Here is a 19,104-nt window from a genome sequence, read left to right as displayed (position 1 = left end):
AAACGGTAAAAGATCGAATCAATCTCCTAGTATTTACTGGGAGATTTTTTTGATGTGTTTTCTCAAATACTATCTTTCTCACAAAGAAGACGAAAGCTTGGATAGTAAAATTTTCCTGTTTTAAAATAAGCATTCATTGTTTTTGAAGTATCTATTCACATATAGCTATAGAAGGTAAACCCAGTCAATTCAATGATTTCAATAAAATATTGAAAGGATAGTTAAGAGAAATTCCACTACATTTACAATTTTCATCATACTAAGACTAATTATCTATTTGTCTGTGAGGCAATTGATATAGACAAAACATTGATTTATCATTTGATTGAGCTAAGTTACCAAGTTTGGATATCTTTTCAATTTATATACTGAAATTTACATAAAGTTACTTAGTTATTTGTTTCAGATTTTAGGAGAATAAGATAGGACACAGGTTTGGTAGCTAAAAATAAGGAGATGAGCAAATGTTAAAAAAAGCGTCGATCGTTACATTAGGACTTGTAGTAGCGGTAAGCCCTGGAGCTGCACTAGCAGCAGAGCAGGAAAGTGAGAATCCAGTACAACAGGTAGAGGTACAAGATCAGAATCCAATGCAAGATGAAGAAACAACTAACAGTGCAAGTGAAGTTGTTCCTGTAGATAGTGAAGATGCATCTGTTCCTGAGGATGGCTCCGAAGAAGGAACTGAGGAAGTTTCAGCCGATGATCAGGTTTCGGATAAAGAGGTTCCAGCAGAAGATGTAAATGGCGAGGAAATACCTGAAGATGAAGAGGAAGTAGTTGAAGAAGATCAACAAGGAGAGAATAATGATCCAACAACTGATGAAGAAGTACCAGCAGAAAGTGACAATTCAGAAGAAGTAAGTGGGGATACAGAAGATACAGATGAGGATCAAGATCAGCAAGAATTAACTGATTTAGAAATTCTTGAAGTTATGAAAGGATCCATTAGTGGACAAGTATCCTCATTTGACGTAGAGAAAGGTTACTATACATTACGTGTTAACGTAAATGTTACGAACAATTCTACACAAGCTATAGAAAATATTTATGCAGGATTAGATATCCCAGAAGATATTATGATACTTTCAACTGATGAAACACCAGATGGCATCGAAATTTTAGATGAAGAAGGAGTAGGTAATGTATTAGCTGTTTCTCTCGATAAAATCAGCGCTGGGGAAACAAAGAATGTATCCCTTGATATTCCGGTAATAGGAAAGACTACTGGAGAAGGTTTAACTAACTCAATTAATATTTACCGTATTGATGGTACTTTTGACCCTATTGGACCAATCTCAGGTACTAGCAACCTTGATTATGGATCAATGAATCAAGCTATGTATTTTGATGGGAAAGCACAAGCTGTTACAGACTTCCCAGGCTTAGCTGATAATCAATTTGGCATGCAATTCGGTTTTAAACTTCAAAACCTTACACTTGAAAATGTTGATAATGTTAATATTGAATTTATTGTACCAAAGGGTGTAAAAATTCATGAGCCAGATGGTTATAAAGAGGGAGACACTCCAGATGCATTAGATGATTTTCTAGGTGGTGGCGATCTAGGTTTAGGTACTACTTCATTAGACCTTGATTGGAATGGAAATACTGCAACAGTTGATATTGGGGCAGTTGAATCTGGAACAATGTTCCAGGGATTCTTCTCGGCTATCGGTGAAAGTGCTCAGAGTTTAAATGCAATTAAAGAATTAAAAGTTAAAATTACACTTACAAGTGGAGATGAAGTTGTAGAAGAAATTACGACACCAATTGAACTTGTAAAATATGAAGGAAATGATAATGAAGAAAATGAAAATGATGAAACACCGGGTGATACTAACGAAAAACCAGGTAATGACAATTCAGGTTCTGATATTGATAACGATAAGAATAATGATAATGTCAATCAAGGTCAAGACGACAATGAAGATAAGATAACAGTAACACCAGTAAGTGATAAAAAAGATAATGATGATATACAAGGTGGAAAACTTCCAAAAACAGCAGGAACTGACCCGGTAGGTGCTCTAATGGGTGGAGCCATTGCAGCATTTGGAGCATTTATACTTGCAGTAAGAAAAAGACTCCCGAATTATACCAATTCTAAATAATAGTGGCTTTAAAGAATAACAAAAAGCCAAAGTTAACATGGGCTAGAGCAGAGAAAAAAACACTTCGCTCTGAAAATTAATAGTTCGTAAAATGAGGGGACGGAAATCGTCCTCTTTAATAATTATGATGGGAGGCTAATAATGTCCCGAATCCTTGGATTTGTTGCATTAATACTAGTAATTGGTGGAATATCTTATTCTGCATGGAATTTATATAATTGGTGGGAAAGTAAGCAATCCGTACAGGCAATTGAAGAAACTCATTCAGTTTCAGTAAAAACAACAGAGCTAAGCCCTAAAAAGTCAATTGAAAAAAGCAATAATAAAACAATTGAAGACATGTCTACTTTGAAATTTGACAATAAAAATGGTAAAAAGATCGCAAATTTAAAAATCCCCAAAATAAATTCAAACTTTAATGTATTTTGGAATACGGATGAATCGACTCTTGCTAAAGGAGTTGGGTTGTATGTCAGCGAGTGGACGACGATACCAAACGAGATTGGTGGTCATACTGTCGTTAGTGGACATCGGGATACTGTTTTTACTGAACTTAGAGAGTTAGAATTGGGTGATATATTAACACTTGAATATGAAGATCAGATCTATACCTATCACATCAAAGATATCTGGATAACTCATGAAGATGATCGGACAGTGATTGTTAAAAAGGAAAAACCAACTTTAACGTTAACAACTTGCTACCCGTTTGATTTTATCGGTTCTGCTCCAGACAGATATATTATTCAAGCTGAATTAGAATAATTGTTGCTAATAAAAATGATCAAGAGGCTGGACCTATAGAGTGTTTCTTTATTCAGCCTCAACTATATTTAAAAAAGTGAGAGCATATTATTGTGAATTTATAACAATAGATACTCACGGTAACTTCAGTGAGATCTTTGGCTCTAATTAAAATCTCCTTGAAAACCTTCAGCAATTAGCCTGCTGATTTTTTTGTGAATTATAATTAATGTTGCCGTTAATGTTGAGTTTGATAAATGTAATAGGAGGACATTTAAGGAACATAGAAAATAGGGGTATAGTCTCTAATTTCTATTTCGACTAATACATGATGTGAAATCGAAGGGAGAAGCAGAATGAGAACAAATGCCATTGGAGAAAAGAGAAATCACTTTTAGCGGTCTTGTCTTAGGATGTAGGGATTTTGTTGGAGGTTGGTATCATAATCCAATTAAAAATGAAGACATTTTGACCACAGAAAAGGAGGTAGATGCTGCTTTATCAACTGAATAAACATGTTCGATCATACTGAAATTTACAAGATGGGAATGGCTGAGACGATCTTGGCGGTATATTGAAGAAACAACCAAATTTAAGAGAAAATATTATTATCCAATCCAAATATGGAATTCGGTTCCTGAGGCGGAACAACCATAACAAATTTGATGTTTCTAAACAGCATATTCTGAATTCAATTGATGGAATAGTAAACAAAATACATACCGTATATAATGATGTTTGATTTGATTATTACATCGACCAGATTCATTGGTAGAACTCGAAAAAGTTTCTGAAGCATTTGAAACGGTAAAAGCATCTGGTAAATTTAGAAACTTTGGTGTTTCGAATATGAGTGCAGCGTTAATGAAATTACTAAATGCCTATTATTCAGAACCATTGATTGTTAAGTTTAAAGCGAATTCACTTGCTTGAACAAGGTGTTTGGGTTAACCAAAAGGACGGAACAGACATAGACTTTGCTTTTGGAATCAATGAACATTGTCGATTAGAAAATATTCAAATTCAAGCTTGGGCTCTAATTAAGGGGAAAAATACAATAACCGATTTTTTTGGTGTGATAGCAACTAACTTTCAGAAAAACCCCCTCATATAAAAACACCAATAGAGTATTTAACTCAAAGGTGCTTTTGTGTTGTCAATTTTTAATATTATCTTCTCTAATACGCTCTTCTTCTTCTCTAACACATATCCGTGTTATCTGCTCATTAAGTAGGTGGTTTAAATAATCCTGTTCTTCATCTTCTGTGCAATTTATTTCGTTTTCATCTTTCATTTGTTTGCCCCCCCCCCTTTTTTTCACTTTAAAAAATATTTGTACTGGGATAAGCACTTCATCATATTCAGAAGTATGCCTAAAAAAAGTCGTCAGCAACTGAAAGAATATAAAACACCTTCAATTCAAGTGAGTATTATTCATATAGGCTGAATTAGACTTATGCTTTTGTTCTTAGAATGCTTTAGTCTTTTCTTTTTATACACACTGATTTAATGAGAGAATTCCTTACTAAGGGTATATTTTTATAATTTTTATTTGGTTGTTAAAACACTATTAGCAGGTAAAGAATGAATAAATGGGAGAAGAGAAACAGAACGAAATAAAGAGGAGATCAGAAATTAAATATCTTATTTTAGACAAAAATAAAAAGCCAATATTTCGTAATTGTATTGGCCATTTAAGGTGATATATATAATATTCGTTGATTTCACAATGAATGTAGTTAAACTACGTAGCTTTACTTTCTGGATAAGTATTAGTCGCTTTCTCTTGATTTTACTTATAGTCATACATCAAAGAGCTACAAACTTTATATGAGAATTCTAACTATTAGATTGAGCAGAATTGTTCTGATGTAGTTTGTGTATAAAGAACATGCTCTAATTCCTTTTCCGAGGCCTCATAGAATTGTCGTCCATCAGGCATTTTGTACATATTTCTATGTAGCAATTCATCAATAATCTCTACCTTGTTGTTATTGGTTAGCTCTGTGATTTGAGACATAAAATCACTCCTTATTTGTAAGCGTTTACAAATTAATAATAACTAATTATCTGTTATTTGTCAATTAATAATGTCCTTTTAAAAAAGTTTGTTGTTCTTATCCTTTCCTAGAAGGGGAAGTTATTTTACAAGTAAATAATTTTATCTTTCAATTACTGTTGCATTTTTGGTAAAAAAACAACAAAGTTAATGTAGAAGTTAAAATAGGATTATATTTATTTATTTACAACTGGAGGCAGTCGGTATTATGGGAAATGGATGGAAACTAGATTACGAAACATATGGATTTCGTTTTCAAGACACCTTGAATGAATCATTTTGTCAGCTATTTGCTGTGGGATTTGAAAATGTTACAGATCATAATTATCATTGGGATGGACTTAAGCGTATAGATGGACCATTACTTCTATTTCAATATACCGTCTCAGGGTTTGGTATAGTGGAAATTAATAAGAAGGTTTGCCGAGTAGAACCAGGAATAGCTTTTATGGTGGATATTCCAAGTAATCATAAATATTACCTACCAGAAAATAGTTCTTCCTGGGAGTTTTATTATATTCTCATTCGTCCAACGAGTATACTTGAACATTGGAATAAACTCGTGGAACAGCTTGGACCAGTTCTAAATATACCACTGGACAATTTAGCGATAATCTATTTGAAAAATATTTTTCTTGATGCTGGTAAAAATCGTATCTCTGATGGATTCCTGGCCTCAACAATTGTCTATCAGTTCATTATGGAATTGTATAGATTTAGTAATGTACATAAAAGAGAAAAACAAAATTGGCCCCCAAAAATACAAACAGCTGTAGGTTATTTACAAAGAAATTACGCGGATTTACAAAGCCTTGAAGATATTGCATCATCTGTAGGATTGTCCAAATATCATTTCACCCGAATTTTTAAAAAGACGACAGGTTATACCCCAATTGAATACTTAACAAAGATTCGGATTGAAAGAGCTGTTTATTTACTCAGACAAACAGATTTAACGATTGAGGACATTGCTAAAGCTATCGGGTACTCAAATGGAAGTTATTTCATAAAGGTATTTAGGCAATGGCTGCGCTTTTCACCAGGAGAATTTAGATTAGGTAAGGATCTTGCTACTATAACCCAGCTGAAATTTGATTAAGTCTTCTATAAATAGCAATATAATACATACCTAGGCAAAAAATTATTGTAGATTAATAGAAAGGTCCTCCTTTATGATAGTTTTAAATAGCAATATAGGATAAAGGAGAGTGTCGAATGAATCATCTAAAAATAGCAAAAACTCCTCCAATGGGTTGGAACAGTTGGGATTGTTACGGGGCTACGGTAACAGAAGAAGAAGTAAAAGGAAATGCTGAATACATGGCAAACAATCTAAAAGAATTTGGATGGGAATATGTAGTAATAGATATACAATGGTATGAACCAGGTGCCGTATCTTCAGCGTATAGACCGTTTGTTCCATTAGAAATGGATGAATATTCGCGTTTAATTCCTGCAGGTAATCGTTTCCCATCTGCTATTAACGGACAGGGGTTCAAAGAATTAGGTACGTATATTCATAACCTGGGGTTAAAGCTTGGGATCCATATTATGCGTGGAATTCCACGTCAGGCAGTTCATGCAAATACTCCGATTCTTGGCACTACTATAGGAGCTAGAGACATAGCTCATACTAATTCAATTTGTCCATGGAATACGGATATGTATGGTGTGGATGCCACAAAACCAGGTGCTCAAGAATATTATGATTCTTTGTTTCAATTATATGCTGAATGGGGTGTAGATTTTATTAAGGTTGATGATATAGCTGCATCTAAGCTTTATTCGATTCATATCCCAGAAATTGAACTAATTCGAAACGCAATTGACAAATGTGGAAGAGATATTGTATTAAGTTTATCACCTGGACCTGCTCCACTAGAACATGCAGAAGAGCTTAAGAAGTATGCGAACATGTGGAGAATGACGGATGATTTTTGGGATCATTGGGGTCTCTTGTATGCGATGTTTGAGAGATGTGGAAAATGGAGTGAGCATATCGGTGCAGGAAATTGGCCAGATTGCGATATGCTTCCGTTAGGTCATATTGGAATAAGGTCAGTCGATGGCGGAGGAAGTGACCGATGGACACGCTTTACCAAAGACGAACAACTAACAATGATGACATTGTGGAGTATCTTTAAATCACCATTAATGTTTGGAGGAGAGCTACGAGATAATGACGATTGGACATTATCTTTGTTGACGAATAAAGAGGTACAACGCATGCACCAAAATATTCAAAATAATAAACTTGTTTACCATGAGGACGATAAGATTGTCTGGACAGCTAGTGAGGACGATAATACATATGTTGCTTTATTTAATGCAACAGATCAAACGACGACTGTAAAAGTTACTCTAGAACAGTTAGGATTGTCAGAACCTAAGGATTATCTAAATCTATGGAATCAAGAAGATGAAGGTATCGTTAAGGATGTTATAGAAGCTTCACTTCCAGCCCATGGTTCAATGTTACTTAAATTATATTAAACGACTTGGAGCGGCAGAAATAGGATTAAGTATGAATTTGTTTACCTATTTTCAATTAAAAGGGTTTTCAAGGTCTAAGCAGAATATTTTATAGGTAGGTAGTTTCTAAAAGGAAAAGCCTAATGTGAAATTCTTAAGCTTGAGATAGAGTATCTTTTTGGAAAGAGCCAAAAGATAAAATAGAGATTCTTTAAGGGAGAGAAAATATTTGAATTCATTACAAAATAAACTTAATCCACTGTTAAGAAGCTTTGTAGAAAAAGGACCTACCGGATGTGCTTTTTCTGTTACTCATCAAGGCAAGAATCTATATGAAGAATACGTAGGTTTAGCTGATATTGAAACACAGAGGCCAATAGAATTGGATACTATTTATCGTATTTATTCAATGACAAAGGTTGTTACATGTACTGCTGCTTTGATGTTATATGAAAGAGGATTATTCTTGTTAAATGATCCGCTCGAAGCATATCTACCAGAGTTCAAGAATCTCCAAGTGTTCCGTAAAACTGAGAGTGGCGAAGTCTATACAACAAAAGCAGCTACTTCCATTAAAATAAAGGATCTATTTACAATGACCTCAGGAATAACCTATCCAGGTGATTCAAATGAAACAGAACGTCAAATCTCAAAGGTTATGTCGCAATTGCAACAAAAAGAAGACGCGGGAGACGGATTAGATGCTCGAATGTTGTCTCGTTTAGTAGCTTCTATTCCGTTGGCATTTGATCCAGGGACAAAATGGCATTATGGTTTGAGTCACGATGTTTTAGGCACCTTAATTGAGGTCATTTCTGGTAAGACGTTTGGTCAGTTTTTGAAAGATGAGATTTTTGAGCCATTAAATATGAAGGACACATCATTTAGATTGTCGAATGAAAACATTGATCGACTTTGTAGTTTATATACCCGTGATGAAAAGGGTTCTCTTGAAAAAAATTCTGAAATGGATACTCATATTCAGCCACATTCTATATTCGAAAGTGGTGGAGGTGGATTATTATCAACATTAAGAGATTATAGTCAATTTGCCCATATGTTAGCTTGTGGTGGTGAACGAAACGGAGAACGAATTATCGGTCGCAAAACAATTGATTTAATGTCTACTAATCATCTAACATTAGAAAATAGTCAGTTCTACAATTGGGACTACCTAGCAGGCTATGGTTATGGGCTCGGAGTTAGAGTGATGATAACCCCTGCTATAGGAGGAAATAATGGTTCGGTTGGTGAATTTGGTTGGTCAGGTTTATTGGGCACTTGGGTATTGATCGACCCAAAAGAAAAACTTTCTGCCGTTTACATGCAACAGATGATGCCTAATCTAGAAGCGTACCATCAGCCTAGACTGCGTTCCGTTATTTATGGAGCGATCTAATCTTATCAGTATAGAAAAAATAGTACGAAAAACAGCATTAGATGAAGCGAACCTAAAAGAAACCAAGCTGTCTCAAAATTAATGAGATGCCTGGTTTTCCTAATTATTCGTGGTTATTGTGTACCTAGTGCTTTCTTAGTCATCGGACCGACCACACCATCCTGCAGTAATCCATTATCCTTTTGAAAATTAATCACAGCTTGTTCTGTTTGTTTTCCGAATACTCCGTCAATACCGTTTGTGTGATAGCCAAAGTTTGTTAAGGATTCTTGAATTTCACGTACTGCCGATCCTCTACTTCCGATTTTTAAAAAATGATTATCAGTTACAACAGCAGTGGAATGACTTTCTGTATTGAAACCAATTGATGCAGCGATTGCTTCGAAAGTATTAGAAGAGCTTGTGATCATAACAGTTGTATTTACACTAACATGATCATATAGCCATTCGACATCTTCATCAAACATACGAATACAGCCGCTGCTTGCATATGTCCCTATTGAACTGGGGTTATTATTACCATGAATAGCATAGGTGTCACCATTTGTACCCCTTGGGTTTATACCTAACCACCTATTACCTAGAGGATTGTTAGGATCTCCTCCTGCAACATTCCCTGAATAGTATGGTCTATTTTCTATTTTATTGACAATTTTAAACGTTCCCTCAGGTGTATATGAAGCCTGTCTGCCAGTTGCTACGGAAAATACCCTAACTAACTTTCCATTTTCAAAAAATGCTAGTTCATTTTTTGATTTATTAATAATAATGAGTTCACCATCAACAGCATTTGTATGATTGCTATTAAATCCAAATAAAATAAAGATCGAAAAGAATAATAATATGTAACGTTTTTTCATCAAAATGCCTCGCTTTCATTTTTCATGATCTTCTAATAAATAAATAAATAATTCCTTGATTATATGTATTAATTAATCGACAACAACTCTTATTTTATTGTATTTTTTTTTCATATAAAGATAGAAATGACGTAGTCTATTAGTCTTGTTTAGGTAAAATATGTCCAAAGGAGTAGGTTAAAAAAATAGATCCGCAAATAATATAGAAATTAAATAATAACAATAGTTAATACGAATTAGTTATAACGAACAAAAAACACAAAAAAATCGATAAATGTTTGAATATGGCGAAAAAATAAATAATATGTCATATAATATTAACGATTTCGATAATAGGACTAGCTTTGAGTTAAACTGGGTAATCTCATATTGTTTTTAAATGAATCTAAAGGACTATTTATTGATTTAATCAAGGTTATACTAACTATATGAATGGATAAATTGAGGTTCGGTATTATCGTTGAATTTAATATGGAAATATTAGTAATCTCGATTGTGTTAATTAATTAGGATGATAAACATTGTATGGAAGATTGAAGGAATAAAAGTACATTCGTTAAAACGATCAAATGAAATACTATTCAATCGTTTGCTTAAAACAATTTATGTGTTCACTAATTAGAGATAAATAGGAAGATACCGTTAAGGAGATGAAGTAATTAACATAAAATTCCATTCTTGGCAGGAAGAAAATTAGCTAGTATTTTGCTAAAAAGATTGATGAATTATAGTCTTATGAGGGACTTTAATAACGTTGCAAATATATGTAATGGAGGCTAGGGATGAATATGTAGTAAAGGTGTTAAAATAACTAGATTTAGCTGAAGAAAAGGATACTGGTGTACTGTAAAAGAAAAATTTTTTTGTTGATTGATAGTAACCGGGGGTGAGGAAATTACTATATTTTTAAATGTACTCAAAGGCCTGTCATTTCTGATCATAACGGGTTATAAATTGAACGATCATAATACTAAAAAACGTAAAAAGGGACAGCACCCTTGTATAAGGTATCTGTCCCTCTGAATTTTCAAATTATCAACTTTTACTCAAGATTGCTTACAAATGATGAATATTTCAATAAGCATATTAACGAAAATTTGAAATTTTTAACTGACATACAGAAATCAAAAAGCCAATTAACGCTCCAATGATTGACGGAAGTAGCCATCCTAGCCCAAGATTAAACAAAGGAATAAGTGTAACGATTTCAGTAAAGGTTGTTCCCATGTTAATTTTGGCAGCCTTCAGCCCATCAAAAATACTAAATAAAGTTGTTGCCGTTAAACTTATTATATAGACAATAGGCTTTAGTTCTGTGATATTACCCAAAAACGAGATAATAATTAACACAATCGCTATTGGATATATTGTTATTAAAAGGGGGATAGAAATTGAAATAAGTTGAGATAATCCCACATTAGCTATACATGTACTAAAAACCGTCACGATCAAGATAATTTGTTTATAGGATAGTTTATCTGAAAACTTTGCAAAATAAGTACCGAATGCAGACACTAATCCGACACTTGTTGTTAAACAAGCAAATGTAATAGCAAGTGCTAAACCAATATTACCTATCGAACCAAATAAAGTAGTCGCAACTCCTGACAGAACCTGTCCACCATTAGCAAGATAACCAAGAGAAGAGGTACTTGTAGCACCAATATAAGCAAGTGAAACATAAACAAATATCAATCCGGTAGCTGCGATTATACCTGCTTTTAAACAAATTTTTGTAATTTCTTGTCTTGATTCAATACCCCGTTCTTTAACAGCAGTAATGATAACAATTCCAAATACCAAGGCACCTAACGTATCCATCGTTAAATAACCTTCAAAAAAACCTGTGAAAAATGCATTCTCAATGTATTCACCAGTAGGAGCTTCTATTGTTCCCATCGGTGTTATTAATGCTTTTATTGTCAGTAGGACGATAATGATGATTAACGAAGGTGTTAATATTTTTCCAACACGATCAACAAGTTTGCTTGGATTTAACGCTAATAAAAAGGTGCTACCAAAAAAAATGATCGTATACAGCAATAACCAGATTTTCTTATTCTCAAGATTATCAGATAAAAAGGGTGTGATTCCAATTTCATAAGCCACAGTTCCAGTACGTGGAATCCCAAAAAAAGGTCCAATGATTAAATATAAAAGAATTGGAAAGATTATTGCGAATTTTGGATGGACTCTATTACCTATTGCTTGAATATCACTACCAGAAAGAGCGATAGCAAGAATACCTAAGAAAGGAAGACCAACACCAGTAATTAAAAATCCTAATGTTGCTATCCAAACATGTTGACCTGCTTGTTGTCCCATTGCGGGAGGGAAGATCATATTACCTGCTCCTAAAAAAAGAGCGAAAAGCATTAAACCGATAACGATTGTCTCCTTACCGGATAGTTTGTTACCCATAAAGTCCTCCTATAAAACTTACTACATACCGATTCTCAAGGAAACAGTAAAAAACGAAAAAAGGCACCGTTCATATCCTAACATAGATATAAACAAAATGCCTTATATTATCTTTTATCTTACCTATTTTGACTCTGAACTTGTCATTAATATGTTCAAATAGTGGACAAGTAAATTTTTCACATTACAGATTATAAAAAACCTTTCCAGGAATTGAATGATATCATGAGGCTGTTATGTAATAAAATATAAGTAATTCGTTTTGTTTACCATAATGAGGGTTTACCAACCATAAACCAAAGCATTAACAATAAAAGCGTTATATAAGTCCAAATCGTACGAGTTAATTTTGCTGCTAGTACATCCTTGTCTTGATCTTGTTCACGAAACCTTTTAAGTGTTGGTGAAAAGGCGCGTGCTAGAAAAAATAGTGAACAAAAAAGAAGAACAAGCGTCATGATAATCCAGGGGGTTCCCCATGTCCAAGGACCTGTGAAAATAAGGAGAACTCCAGACCCGACTAAGACATGACCTGAATGCTTTGAGAGTCTAACAACAAAGCGGAATATCTCCAAGTAAGAATCTAGTTGTAAATCTTTTGCTGTCTTAAGTTTATTTATCAGAGGCAAAAGAATAAAGAAAGGTCCGATAGCAGCAATCACACTCACAACGTGAATGAAAATTAAAAGTCTATATAAAAGATAGTCCATTATATTTGCCTATTTAGCATCAACTGAACTAAATTCATGAACCCATACTCTCATTTGTGGAAGCCATGGCATGCCAGGATGATAAGATAAAATCGATTGTTTATATTCCTCTACAGTAGAAAATCCTTCTTGTTTGGCATGTATATCTGTTAGTTCACCTAATGATTGGGAATATACACGGTCTACTTTGAATTTTTTATCAGCTAGCTCCATGATTTCTCCTACATCAGCATATCTGCCATTTCTACGAGTCGCCGTTTTAATACCTGAAATTACCTTCTTTACATCTTCTTCCAATGTAACTAACCGATCAACTGAACAGGTTTTGGGTGGCAATGATTTATCTAGTTCGTTATTCGTCAAATTAAAAACTCCCTTCAAAAATAATATCTTTATAAATATATCACAAGTTCGCTAAATCTAATGGAGGTTCGTACAAATTATTTTAAGAAACATGATATGATCAAACTATAAGTGAAAATATATAACGTTTAGAATAGAGGAACCACACCATGTTCAAACATTTTAGAAAATACTTTTATATCCTATTTGGTTTTTTCTTTATGGGTTTAGGTATTATTGGAATCATTTTGCCATTACTGCCGACAACACCATTTTTATTATTAGCTTCTGTATGTTTTGTAAGAGGATCAAAGAAATTTGAAGTTTGGTTTAAAGGAACTAAACTATATAGTAAATATTTAGAAAGCTATATAATCAGCAGGGCGATGACGAAAATCCAGAAAATAACAATTCTATTAACGGCCGATTGTATGATAGCTATACCGTTTTTCTTAGTAGATAATATGATAATTCGAATTGCGTTGCTTGTAATTGTTGGATATAAGTATTACTATTTTATTTTTAAAATAAAGACGTTACCAAAGGAATAAAATGAACGAAGAATATTTTTGTTTGCTCTGTTGCTTTTAAGACTAAGCTTTTAAATAGATAGTTACTTAATAATTTGTAGTAACATCCGATAAAGTAAATATAGACTAACACTTTAAAGGAGAATGAATCGGATGAAATTATTAAGCAACATGAGAACAAGCAGAAAATTAATCGTCCTTTTGGTCATCTTTACCCTTTCGCTAAGTATTGTAGGTTTATCAGGGTACAAATACACAAAAGAAATGGCCCGTGGTTCAGAGACTATTTATAATGAGCATTTACTGCCGATAAATTGGCTGGGACAAATAAGGACGAATAATCGAGCTATTGATTCATATACCTTAGAATTAATGATAACAAAAGATAGTCAGGTTATTGAGCAGTTACTAGAAAAAATAGATAGTGCTAGCAACGAGAACGCTAGTTTAATCCAACAATATGAAAAAACAAATCTACTTCCTGATGAGATCGAATTGCTAAAGGCAAATAATGAAAAACTACTTGAGTATCTAGAAGCAAGAAATATAGCAATAGGTTTATCAGCGGAAAATAAAAATACTGAAGCCTATAACTATTATGTTGATCTAGTAAAAGAAAAACAGACAGCATTAAATGATTCGATCATTGACCTTCAGATATTTAAAGAGGATTTAGGGGAAAAAGTAATGAATGAGAATAGCGATAGGTTTCAAACCTCTTCCTTTATTTTATTTTTCGTTATTGGTGTAGGAATTATCATATCTCTTTTCATTGGAGTTATTATTGCAAGAATGATCGTTAACCCCATTAAGCAATTGCAGATCTTAATGTCTCAGGCAGAGAACGGAGATTTTACAGTCAGTGGTAGCTATAAGTCTAAGGATGAAGTAGGTCAATTGGTTTCTTCCTTTAATACGATGATTGGAGGTATTAGAGGAATTATCAAAACAGTAAGTGAAACCTCTGATATGGTGGCCGCTTCATCTGAAGAATTGAGTGCGAGTGCCGAGCAAAATAGTCGTGCTAGTGAACACATCTCGTCAACAGTCCAAGAGTTGGCTGTCGGTTCGGATCATCAAGTACGTACAGTTGAAGATAGTACACAGGTGATCAATGAAATGACAAATTACTCAGAAGAAATTACCTTAAATGCAGATGATATGTCAAAAAGTGCCCAAGAAACGTCTGAAATGTCAGTTGAAGGAAAGCAGTCAATTGTAAAAGTTAAGCTGCAAATGAATAAAATTAATGATAATGTTCTTGGATTAGGTAGTGCAATAAATGGCCTAAGTGAACGGTCTACTGAAATTGGTCGGATTAATGAAGTGATTACAGCGATTGCCGCTCAAACAAATCTTTTGGCCTTAAATGCTGCAATTGAAGCAGCTAGAGCAGGAGAGCATGGCAAGGGTTTTGCAGTTGTCGCAGATGAAGTAAGAAAGTTAGCTGAACAATCAGCTGACTCAGCGGAACAGATCACAAAAATAATTGATGTCATTCAAAGTGATACAAATCAAACCTTAAAATCAATGAAATCAGCAACAATTGAAGTAGATGCAGGTCTTATCATTGTTGAAGAGGCGGGAGAATCCTTTGATAAAATTGAACACTCTATTAGTAGTGTCGTTTCGCAAATAAGTGATGTAGCTGGAGCAATTAAACAATTATCTTCTGGTTCTTCCCAAGTTGCGACTTCAATTAAACTAGTAAAAGATATTGCAGTAGAATCAGCTGCTAGTAACCAAAATGTATCAGCAGCTACAGAAGAACAATTAGCTTCAATGGAAGAAATTGAAACGTCAGCGACAAACTTAGCGAAAATGTCTGAAGAACTACAACAATTAATTCGCCAATTTAAAATATAATGATATTATGCAAAAAGCTGAGTAAGGTAAATCACCTTACTCAGCTTTTCTAGCTTCGATATGTTTGATTCAAGTACGTTGTTGGTGAAACACCCGTTACTTTTTTAAAGACTCGACTAAAGTAAAAAGGATTCGAAAACCCTAAAGCATTGCTTACTTCCGAAACATTAACCGATTCATTTTTCAACATCGTGATCGCTTTTTCAATTAATAGTTCGTCTTGGAATTGCGTAATACTTTTCCCGGTTTCTTTTCGAAATAAAGTTGATAAATAAGCATAGTTCATGCACAGGGCTGTTTCGATATCTTTGCTCGACAGTTTCTTGCTTGAGTTGTTAATAAACAGCTCAATCATTTTACCAACTATTCGATTTTGTTTTGAATTATTCTTCTCTTCAATTTTTCTCGCATATAAATCAACAAAAAATTGAAATGTCACCGTACATAAAAAGAGAGGCCGTAAAGAATGTGGAGAATTATAACTTTCAACCAATTTCTTTAACTGTAATTCGGTGTATTCACAATTAAAAACCACACCGTGCTTTGGTAATTTAATCTGTGAGGCATAGGTTTCTTCTAAAATCAATGAAGACTGTTGGTAATGTAAGTATTCTGACTGGGTTTCCGGATTATCTTGATTTGTTGAATCGTAAAAATGGATATAAAACCACTCAGTACCTGGAGAATATAGTGAACTACCCCAGTGTGGAATGTTTTTTCTGAGAAAGAGATATGCTCCTTCTTTTAGGTTGTATTCTATCCCATCTTCATATACTTGAATATGTCCTTTTTTTACATACACGAACACATTTATCTTTTCCATAAGTCGATCAGGGTGACCACTTGTTCCATCTTCATCTTTCATATGACCTATTTCCCTGATAAGGGGGAGATTGTTTGTCATTATCTTTATCTCATGCATATTTAATCACCTTCTGGAATTTTCAACTTTACAAAAATGTTCCAAATCTATCCTTTTATTTGACTATTAAAGGATAGTATAGTTGATATTATTTTATAAAAAGAGTAAACAATTTTTTCAAGGTACGACAATTTGCACGTGAAGCTAACTTTTTGTAATTATATCACAAAAAACGAAAAATAAGATATGCATTATGTCTTATTGTGAATTCCGTTTCCTATCCTATTTTCTTCATAATAGAAAGGGTAAGATGTAATTGGTTAAGGAGGAGATCATTGTGCAAAATGTTCAATTGTTAGATGGTATATATAGAGCTTCACAAGAGAAGGGAAAAGAATATTTATTATACCTTGATGTAGATCGACTAGTAGCACCTTGTTATGAAGGTGTATCTGAAACCCCAAAAAAGCCCCGTTATCAAGGGTGGGAAACTACCGGTATTAGTGGACATTCCATCGGTCATTGGTTGTCTGCAGCAGCAACAATGTATTCATTATCTAATGATGACAGACTTTTGGAAAAGCTTGAATATGCTGTTAACGAGTTAGCTAGTGTTCAAGAGATAGATGGAGATGGATTTGTAAGTGGGTTTTCGCGTAATTGTTTTGATAACGTATTTACCGGCGATTTTGAAGTTGATAATTTTAGTTTAGGTGGAGGGTGGGTACCTTGGTATAGCATTCACAAAATATATGCAGGATTAATTGATACCTATCTACTAACTGGAAATAAGCAGGCTCTTACAGTTGTAATTAAGCTTGCAGATTGGGCAAAGCGTGGTACTGATCGACTAGATGATAATCAATTTCAAAAGATGCTTATTTGTGAGCATGGTGGAATGATCGAAGCAATGGCTGATCTTTACAAGATTACAAATAATCAAAAATATTTAGACCTTGCCATTCGTTTTTATCATCAAGCTGTATTAGACCCTCTTTCTAAAGGAGTTGATGATCTTCAGGGAAAGCATGCTAACACGCAAATTCCAAAGGTAATTGGGGCTGCGAAGTTATTTGAATTATCGGGTGATGATAAATATAAAAGAATTGCAGAATTTTTCTGGAGTCAAGTAACAAATCATCGCTCATATGTAATCGGTGGAAATAGTATTGGGGAGCATTTTGGTCCATCGAATACCGAAGAACTAGGAATAACAACAACTGAAACATGTAACACTTATAATATGTTAAAGTTAACCGAACATTTATTTAATTGGACTCAAAATGTTGAATATATTGATTACTATGAAAAGGCACTATATAATCATATACTCGCTTCTCAAGATCCTGATTCTGGAATGAAAACGTATTTCGTATCAACGCAGCCAGGGCATTTTAAAGTATATTGTTCACCTGACGAATCGTTTTGGTGTTGCACTGGGACAGGAATGGAAAATCCTGCACGATATAATAGGGCAATTTACTATCGCGATCAAGATGATCTTTATATTAATTTATTTATTGCATCAGAAATTCGTCTTGAGGATAAGAATGTAATGATTAGACAAGTTACCACATTTCCAGAAACAGAAAAAACGACGTTAGTTTTTGATAGTGCTACAGACGAAAACATAATCTTACATATTAGAGTTCCAAAGTGGATATCTGGTCAAGTTTTTGCAGCTGTAAATGAAAAGAAGCAATATGCAAGCTCAAAGAATGGTTATTTAACGATTGAAGGAACGTGGAATGCAGGGGATATTATTGAAATTCAACTTCCAATGGAATTAAATATTACTAGATCAAAGCATGATGTAAATAAATCCGCAATCCTTTATGGACCAATTGTATTAGCTGGTGCTCTAGGCACTGAGAATTTTCCAGAATCAGATATACAAGCTGACCATCTCAAACTAAACAATCATCCGTTAGTAGAAGTACCTGACTTGATTTCTAATGAAAGCGATCTGACAAAATGGATAAAACCAACTTCAGATCCGTTAACTTTTATAACTGATGCGGTCGGACAGCCAGGAAACAAACGTGTTACACTAATTCCGTTTTATAAATTGCATCATCAACGTTATACGATTTATTGGAATGTAATGGATGAGATTTCATATCGATCATTCGTAGACAAAGAAAAGGAAGATGCTGCTAGATTAAGAGCAATGACAGTAGATGTTGTCAATCCAAATGAACAACAACCTGAAGTAGATCATTCAATAAAGAAGAAAAGTTCTCGATCTGGTTATTTAAATACATTCAATAGGGGGTGGCGGGATAGTATAAACGAAGGTTATTTCAGCTATAAAATGACTGTGTCGCCTGAAGAACAAATGTATCTCCTTGTTACTTATAGTGGAAATGATGCAAAACTTCATGAAGATGGCAAAGCTTATCCACGAGATTTTACGATTCAAGTAAATAATTCGGTTATTGCACACCAAACGCTTGAAGGGAACAAGCCAGGTAAACTTTTTAATGTTTGCTATGAAATCCCATTATCGATTACAAATGGTAAGGATAAAGTTGAGGTTGCCTTTTCTTCAGAAGAAGGAAAGGTTGCAGGTGGGGTTTACGGTGTTAGGATTGTAAATGATAAAGGATATACAGAAGGGGATTTGTAGTTTATTACTAAAAATAATTAAATAAAGACAGGTAACACAGCGTTAATGCTATGTTACCTGTCTTTGTTCTGTTCTGTTTTATGTTATGGTACTCAC

At 33.9% G+C, this 19,104-nt stretch carries 18 protein-coding genes; 11 read left to right on the top strand and 7 right to left on the bottom strand.

Annotated features, from left to right (window positions below):
• Positions 1 to 464: 464 nt before the first annotated feature.
• The 5 genes from AC6CHR_RS01285 (at position 465) to AC6CHR_RS01265 (ending at position 3,972) form a co-directional block, all read left to right on the top strand.
• Positions 465 to 2,114, top strand: a complete 1,650-nt coding sequence (locus AC6CHR_RS01285) for a hypothetical protein (RefSeq protein ID WP_498246633.1) — start codon at positions 465 to 467, stop codon at positions 2,112 to 2,114.
• 141 nt (positions 2,115 to 2,255) lie between these two features.
• Positions 2,256 to 2,879: a class D sortase, LPxTATN-specific gene (srtD, locus tag AC6CHR_RS01280; protein ID WP_498246632.1), complete on the top strand. Its 624-nt coding sequence runs from the start codon at positions 2,256 to 2,258 to the stop codon at positions 2,877 to 2,879.
• 351 nt (positions 2,880 to 3,230) lie between these two features.
• The gene (locus AC6CHR_RS01275; protein ID WP_498246631.1) at positions 3,231 to 3,371 is read left to right on the top strand and encodes a hypothetical protein; all 141 of its coding nucleotides are present in this window, start codon (positions 3,231 to 3,233) and stop codon (positions 3,369 to 3,371) included.
• Between the two features lie 255 nt (positions 3,372 to 3,626).
• Positions 3,627 to 3,791, top strand: a complete 165-nt coding sequence (locus tag AC6CHR_RS01270) for a hypothetical protein (protein ID WP_498246630.1) — start codon at positions 3,627 to 3,629, stop codon at positions 3,789 to 3,791.
• On the top strand, positions 3,760 to 3,972 hold the full coding sequence (locus tag AC6CHR_RS01265; protein WP_498246629.1) for a hypothetical protein: 213 nt from the start codon (positions 3,760 to 3,762) through the stop codon (positions 3,970 to 3,972). The genes AC6CHR_RS01270 and AC6CHR_RS01265 overlap by 32 nt, the downstream gene beginning before the upstream one ends.
• Before the next feature lie 42 nt (positions 3,973 to 4,014).
• On the opposite strand, the gene AC6CHR_RS01260 is transcribed toward AC6CHR_RS01265, so the two are convergent.
• Both AC6CHR_RS01260 and AC6CHR_RS01255 read right to left on the bottom strand, forming a co-directional pair.
• The gene (locus AC6CHR_RS01260; RefSeq protein ID WP_498246628.1) at positions 4,015 to 4,152 is read right to left on the bottom strand and encodes a hypothetical protein; all 138 of its coding nucleotides are present in this window, start codon (positions 4,150 to 4,152) and stop codon (positions 4,015 to 4,017) included.
• Positions 4,153 to 4,704: 552 nt separating this feature from the next.
• On the bottom strand, positions 4,705 to 4,878 hold the full coding sequence (locus AC6CHR_RS01255) for a Fur-regulated basic protein FbpA (RefSeq protein WP_498246627.1): 174 nt from the start codon (positions 4,876 to 4,878) through the stop codon (positions 4,705 to 4,707).
• 247 nt (positions 4,879 to 5,125) lie between these two features.
• Here AC6CHR_RS01255 and AC6CHR_RS01250 point away from each other — a divergent pair, with 247 nt between their 5' ends.
• The 3 genes from AC6CHR_RS01250 (at position 5,126) to AC6CHR_RS01240 (ending at position 8,788) form a co-directional block, all read left to right on the top strand.
• On the top strand, positions 5,126 to 6,016 hold the full coding sequence (locus AC6CHR_RS01250; protein ID WP_498246626.1) for an AraC family transcriptional regulator: 891 nt from the start codon (positions 5,126 to 5,128) through the stop codon (positions 6,014 to 6,016).
• A gap of 116 nt (positions 6,017 to 6,132) precedes the next feature.
• Positions 6,133 to 7,410 (top strand): glycoside hydrolase family 27 protein, encoded by a 1,278-nt coding sequence (locus AC6CHR_RS01245; protein ID WP_498246625.1) that lies wholly within the window; start codon positions 6,133 to 6,135, stop codon positions 7,408 to 7,410.
• A 208-nt stretch (positions 7,411 to 7,618) separates the two neighbouring features.
• Positions 7,619 to 8,788: a serine hydrolase domain-containing protein gene (locus AC6CHR_RS01240; protein ID WP_498246624.1), complete on the top strand. Its 1,170-nt coding sequence runs from the start codon at positions 7,619 to 7,621 to the stop codon at positions 8,786 to 8,788.
• A gap of 113 nt (positions 8,789 to 8,901) precedes the next feature.
• On the opposite strand, the gene AC6CHR_RS01235 is transcribed toward AC6CHR_RS01240, so the two are convergent.
• The 4 genes from AC6CHR_RS01235 to AC6CHR_RS01220 form a co-directional block, all read right to left on the bottom strand.
• Entirely contained in the window at positions 8,902 to 9,648 is a 747-nt protein-coding gene (locus AC6CHR_RS01235) for a L,D-transpeptidase family protein (RefSeq protein WP_498246623.1), read from the bottom strand.
• Between the two features lie 1,086 nt (positions 9,649 to 10,734).
• Positions 10,735 to 12,069 (bottom strand): branched-chain amino acid transport system II carrier protein, encoded by a 1,335-nt coding sequence (brnQ, locus tag AC6CHR_RS01230; protein ID WP_498246622.1) that lies wholly within the window; start codon positions 12,067 to 12,069, stop codon positions 10,735 to 10,737.
• A 266-nt stretch (positions 12,070 to 12,335) separates the two neighbouring features.
• Entirely contained in the window at positions 12,336 to 12,779 is a 444-nt protein-coding gene (locus AC6CHR_RS01225; RefSeq protein WP_498246621.1) for a hypothetical protein, read from the bottom strand.
• A 9-nt stretch (positions 12,780 to 12,788) separates the two neighbouring features.
• Complete coding sequence (locus tag AC6CHR_RS01220) at positions 12,789 to 13,142, bottom strand: ASCH domain-containing protein (RefSeq protein WP_498246620.1); 354 nt, start codon at positions 13,140 to 13,142, stop codon at positions 12,789 to 12,791.
• 149 nt (positions 13,143 to 13,291) lie between these two features.
• Between AC6CHR_RS01220 and AC6CHR_RS01215 the strand changes: the two genes are divergently transcribed.
• On the top strand, positions 13,292 to 13,672 hold the full coding sequence (locus AC6CHR_RS01215; RefSeq protein ID WP_498246619.1) for a YbaN family protein: 381 nt from the start codon (positions 13,292 to 13,294) through the stop codon (positions 13,670 to 13,672).
• Positions 13,673 to 13,804: 132 nt separating this feature from the next.
• Entirely contained in the window at positions 13,805 to 15,517 is a 1,713-nt protein-coding gene (locus AC6CHR_RS01210; RefSeq protein WP_498246618.1) for a methyl-accepting chemotaxis protein, read from the top strand.
• A 49-nt stretch (positions 15,518 to 15,566) separates the two neighbouring features.
• On the opposite strand, the gene AC6CHR_RS01205 is transcribed toward AC6CHR_RS01210, so the two are convergent.
• The gene (locus AC6CHR_RS01205) at positions 15,567 to 16,439 is read right to left on the bottom strand and encodes a helix-turn-helix domain-containing protein (protein WP_498246617.1); all 873 of its coding nucleotides are present in this window, start codon (positions 16,437 to 16,439) and stop codon (positions 15,567 to 15,569) included.
• 277 nt (positions 16,440 to 16,716) lie between these two features.
• On the opposite strand from AC6CHR_RS01205, the gene AC6CHR_RS01200 reads away from it, so the two are divergent.
• Positions 16,717 to 19,008: a beta-L-arabinofuranosidase domain-containing protein gene (locus AC6CHR_RS01200; protein WP_498246616.1), complete on the top strand. Its 2,292-nt coding sequence runs from the start codon at positions 16,717 to 16,719 to the stop codon at positions 19,006 to 19,008.
• The last annotated feature ends 96 nt before the right edge of the window (positions 19,009 to 19,104 follow it).

The sequence above is a fragment of the Metabacillus sp. GQ13 genome (genome assembly GCF_059758525.1).
This window is presented reverse-complemented; position numbering and strand designations above follow the sequence as displayed.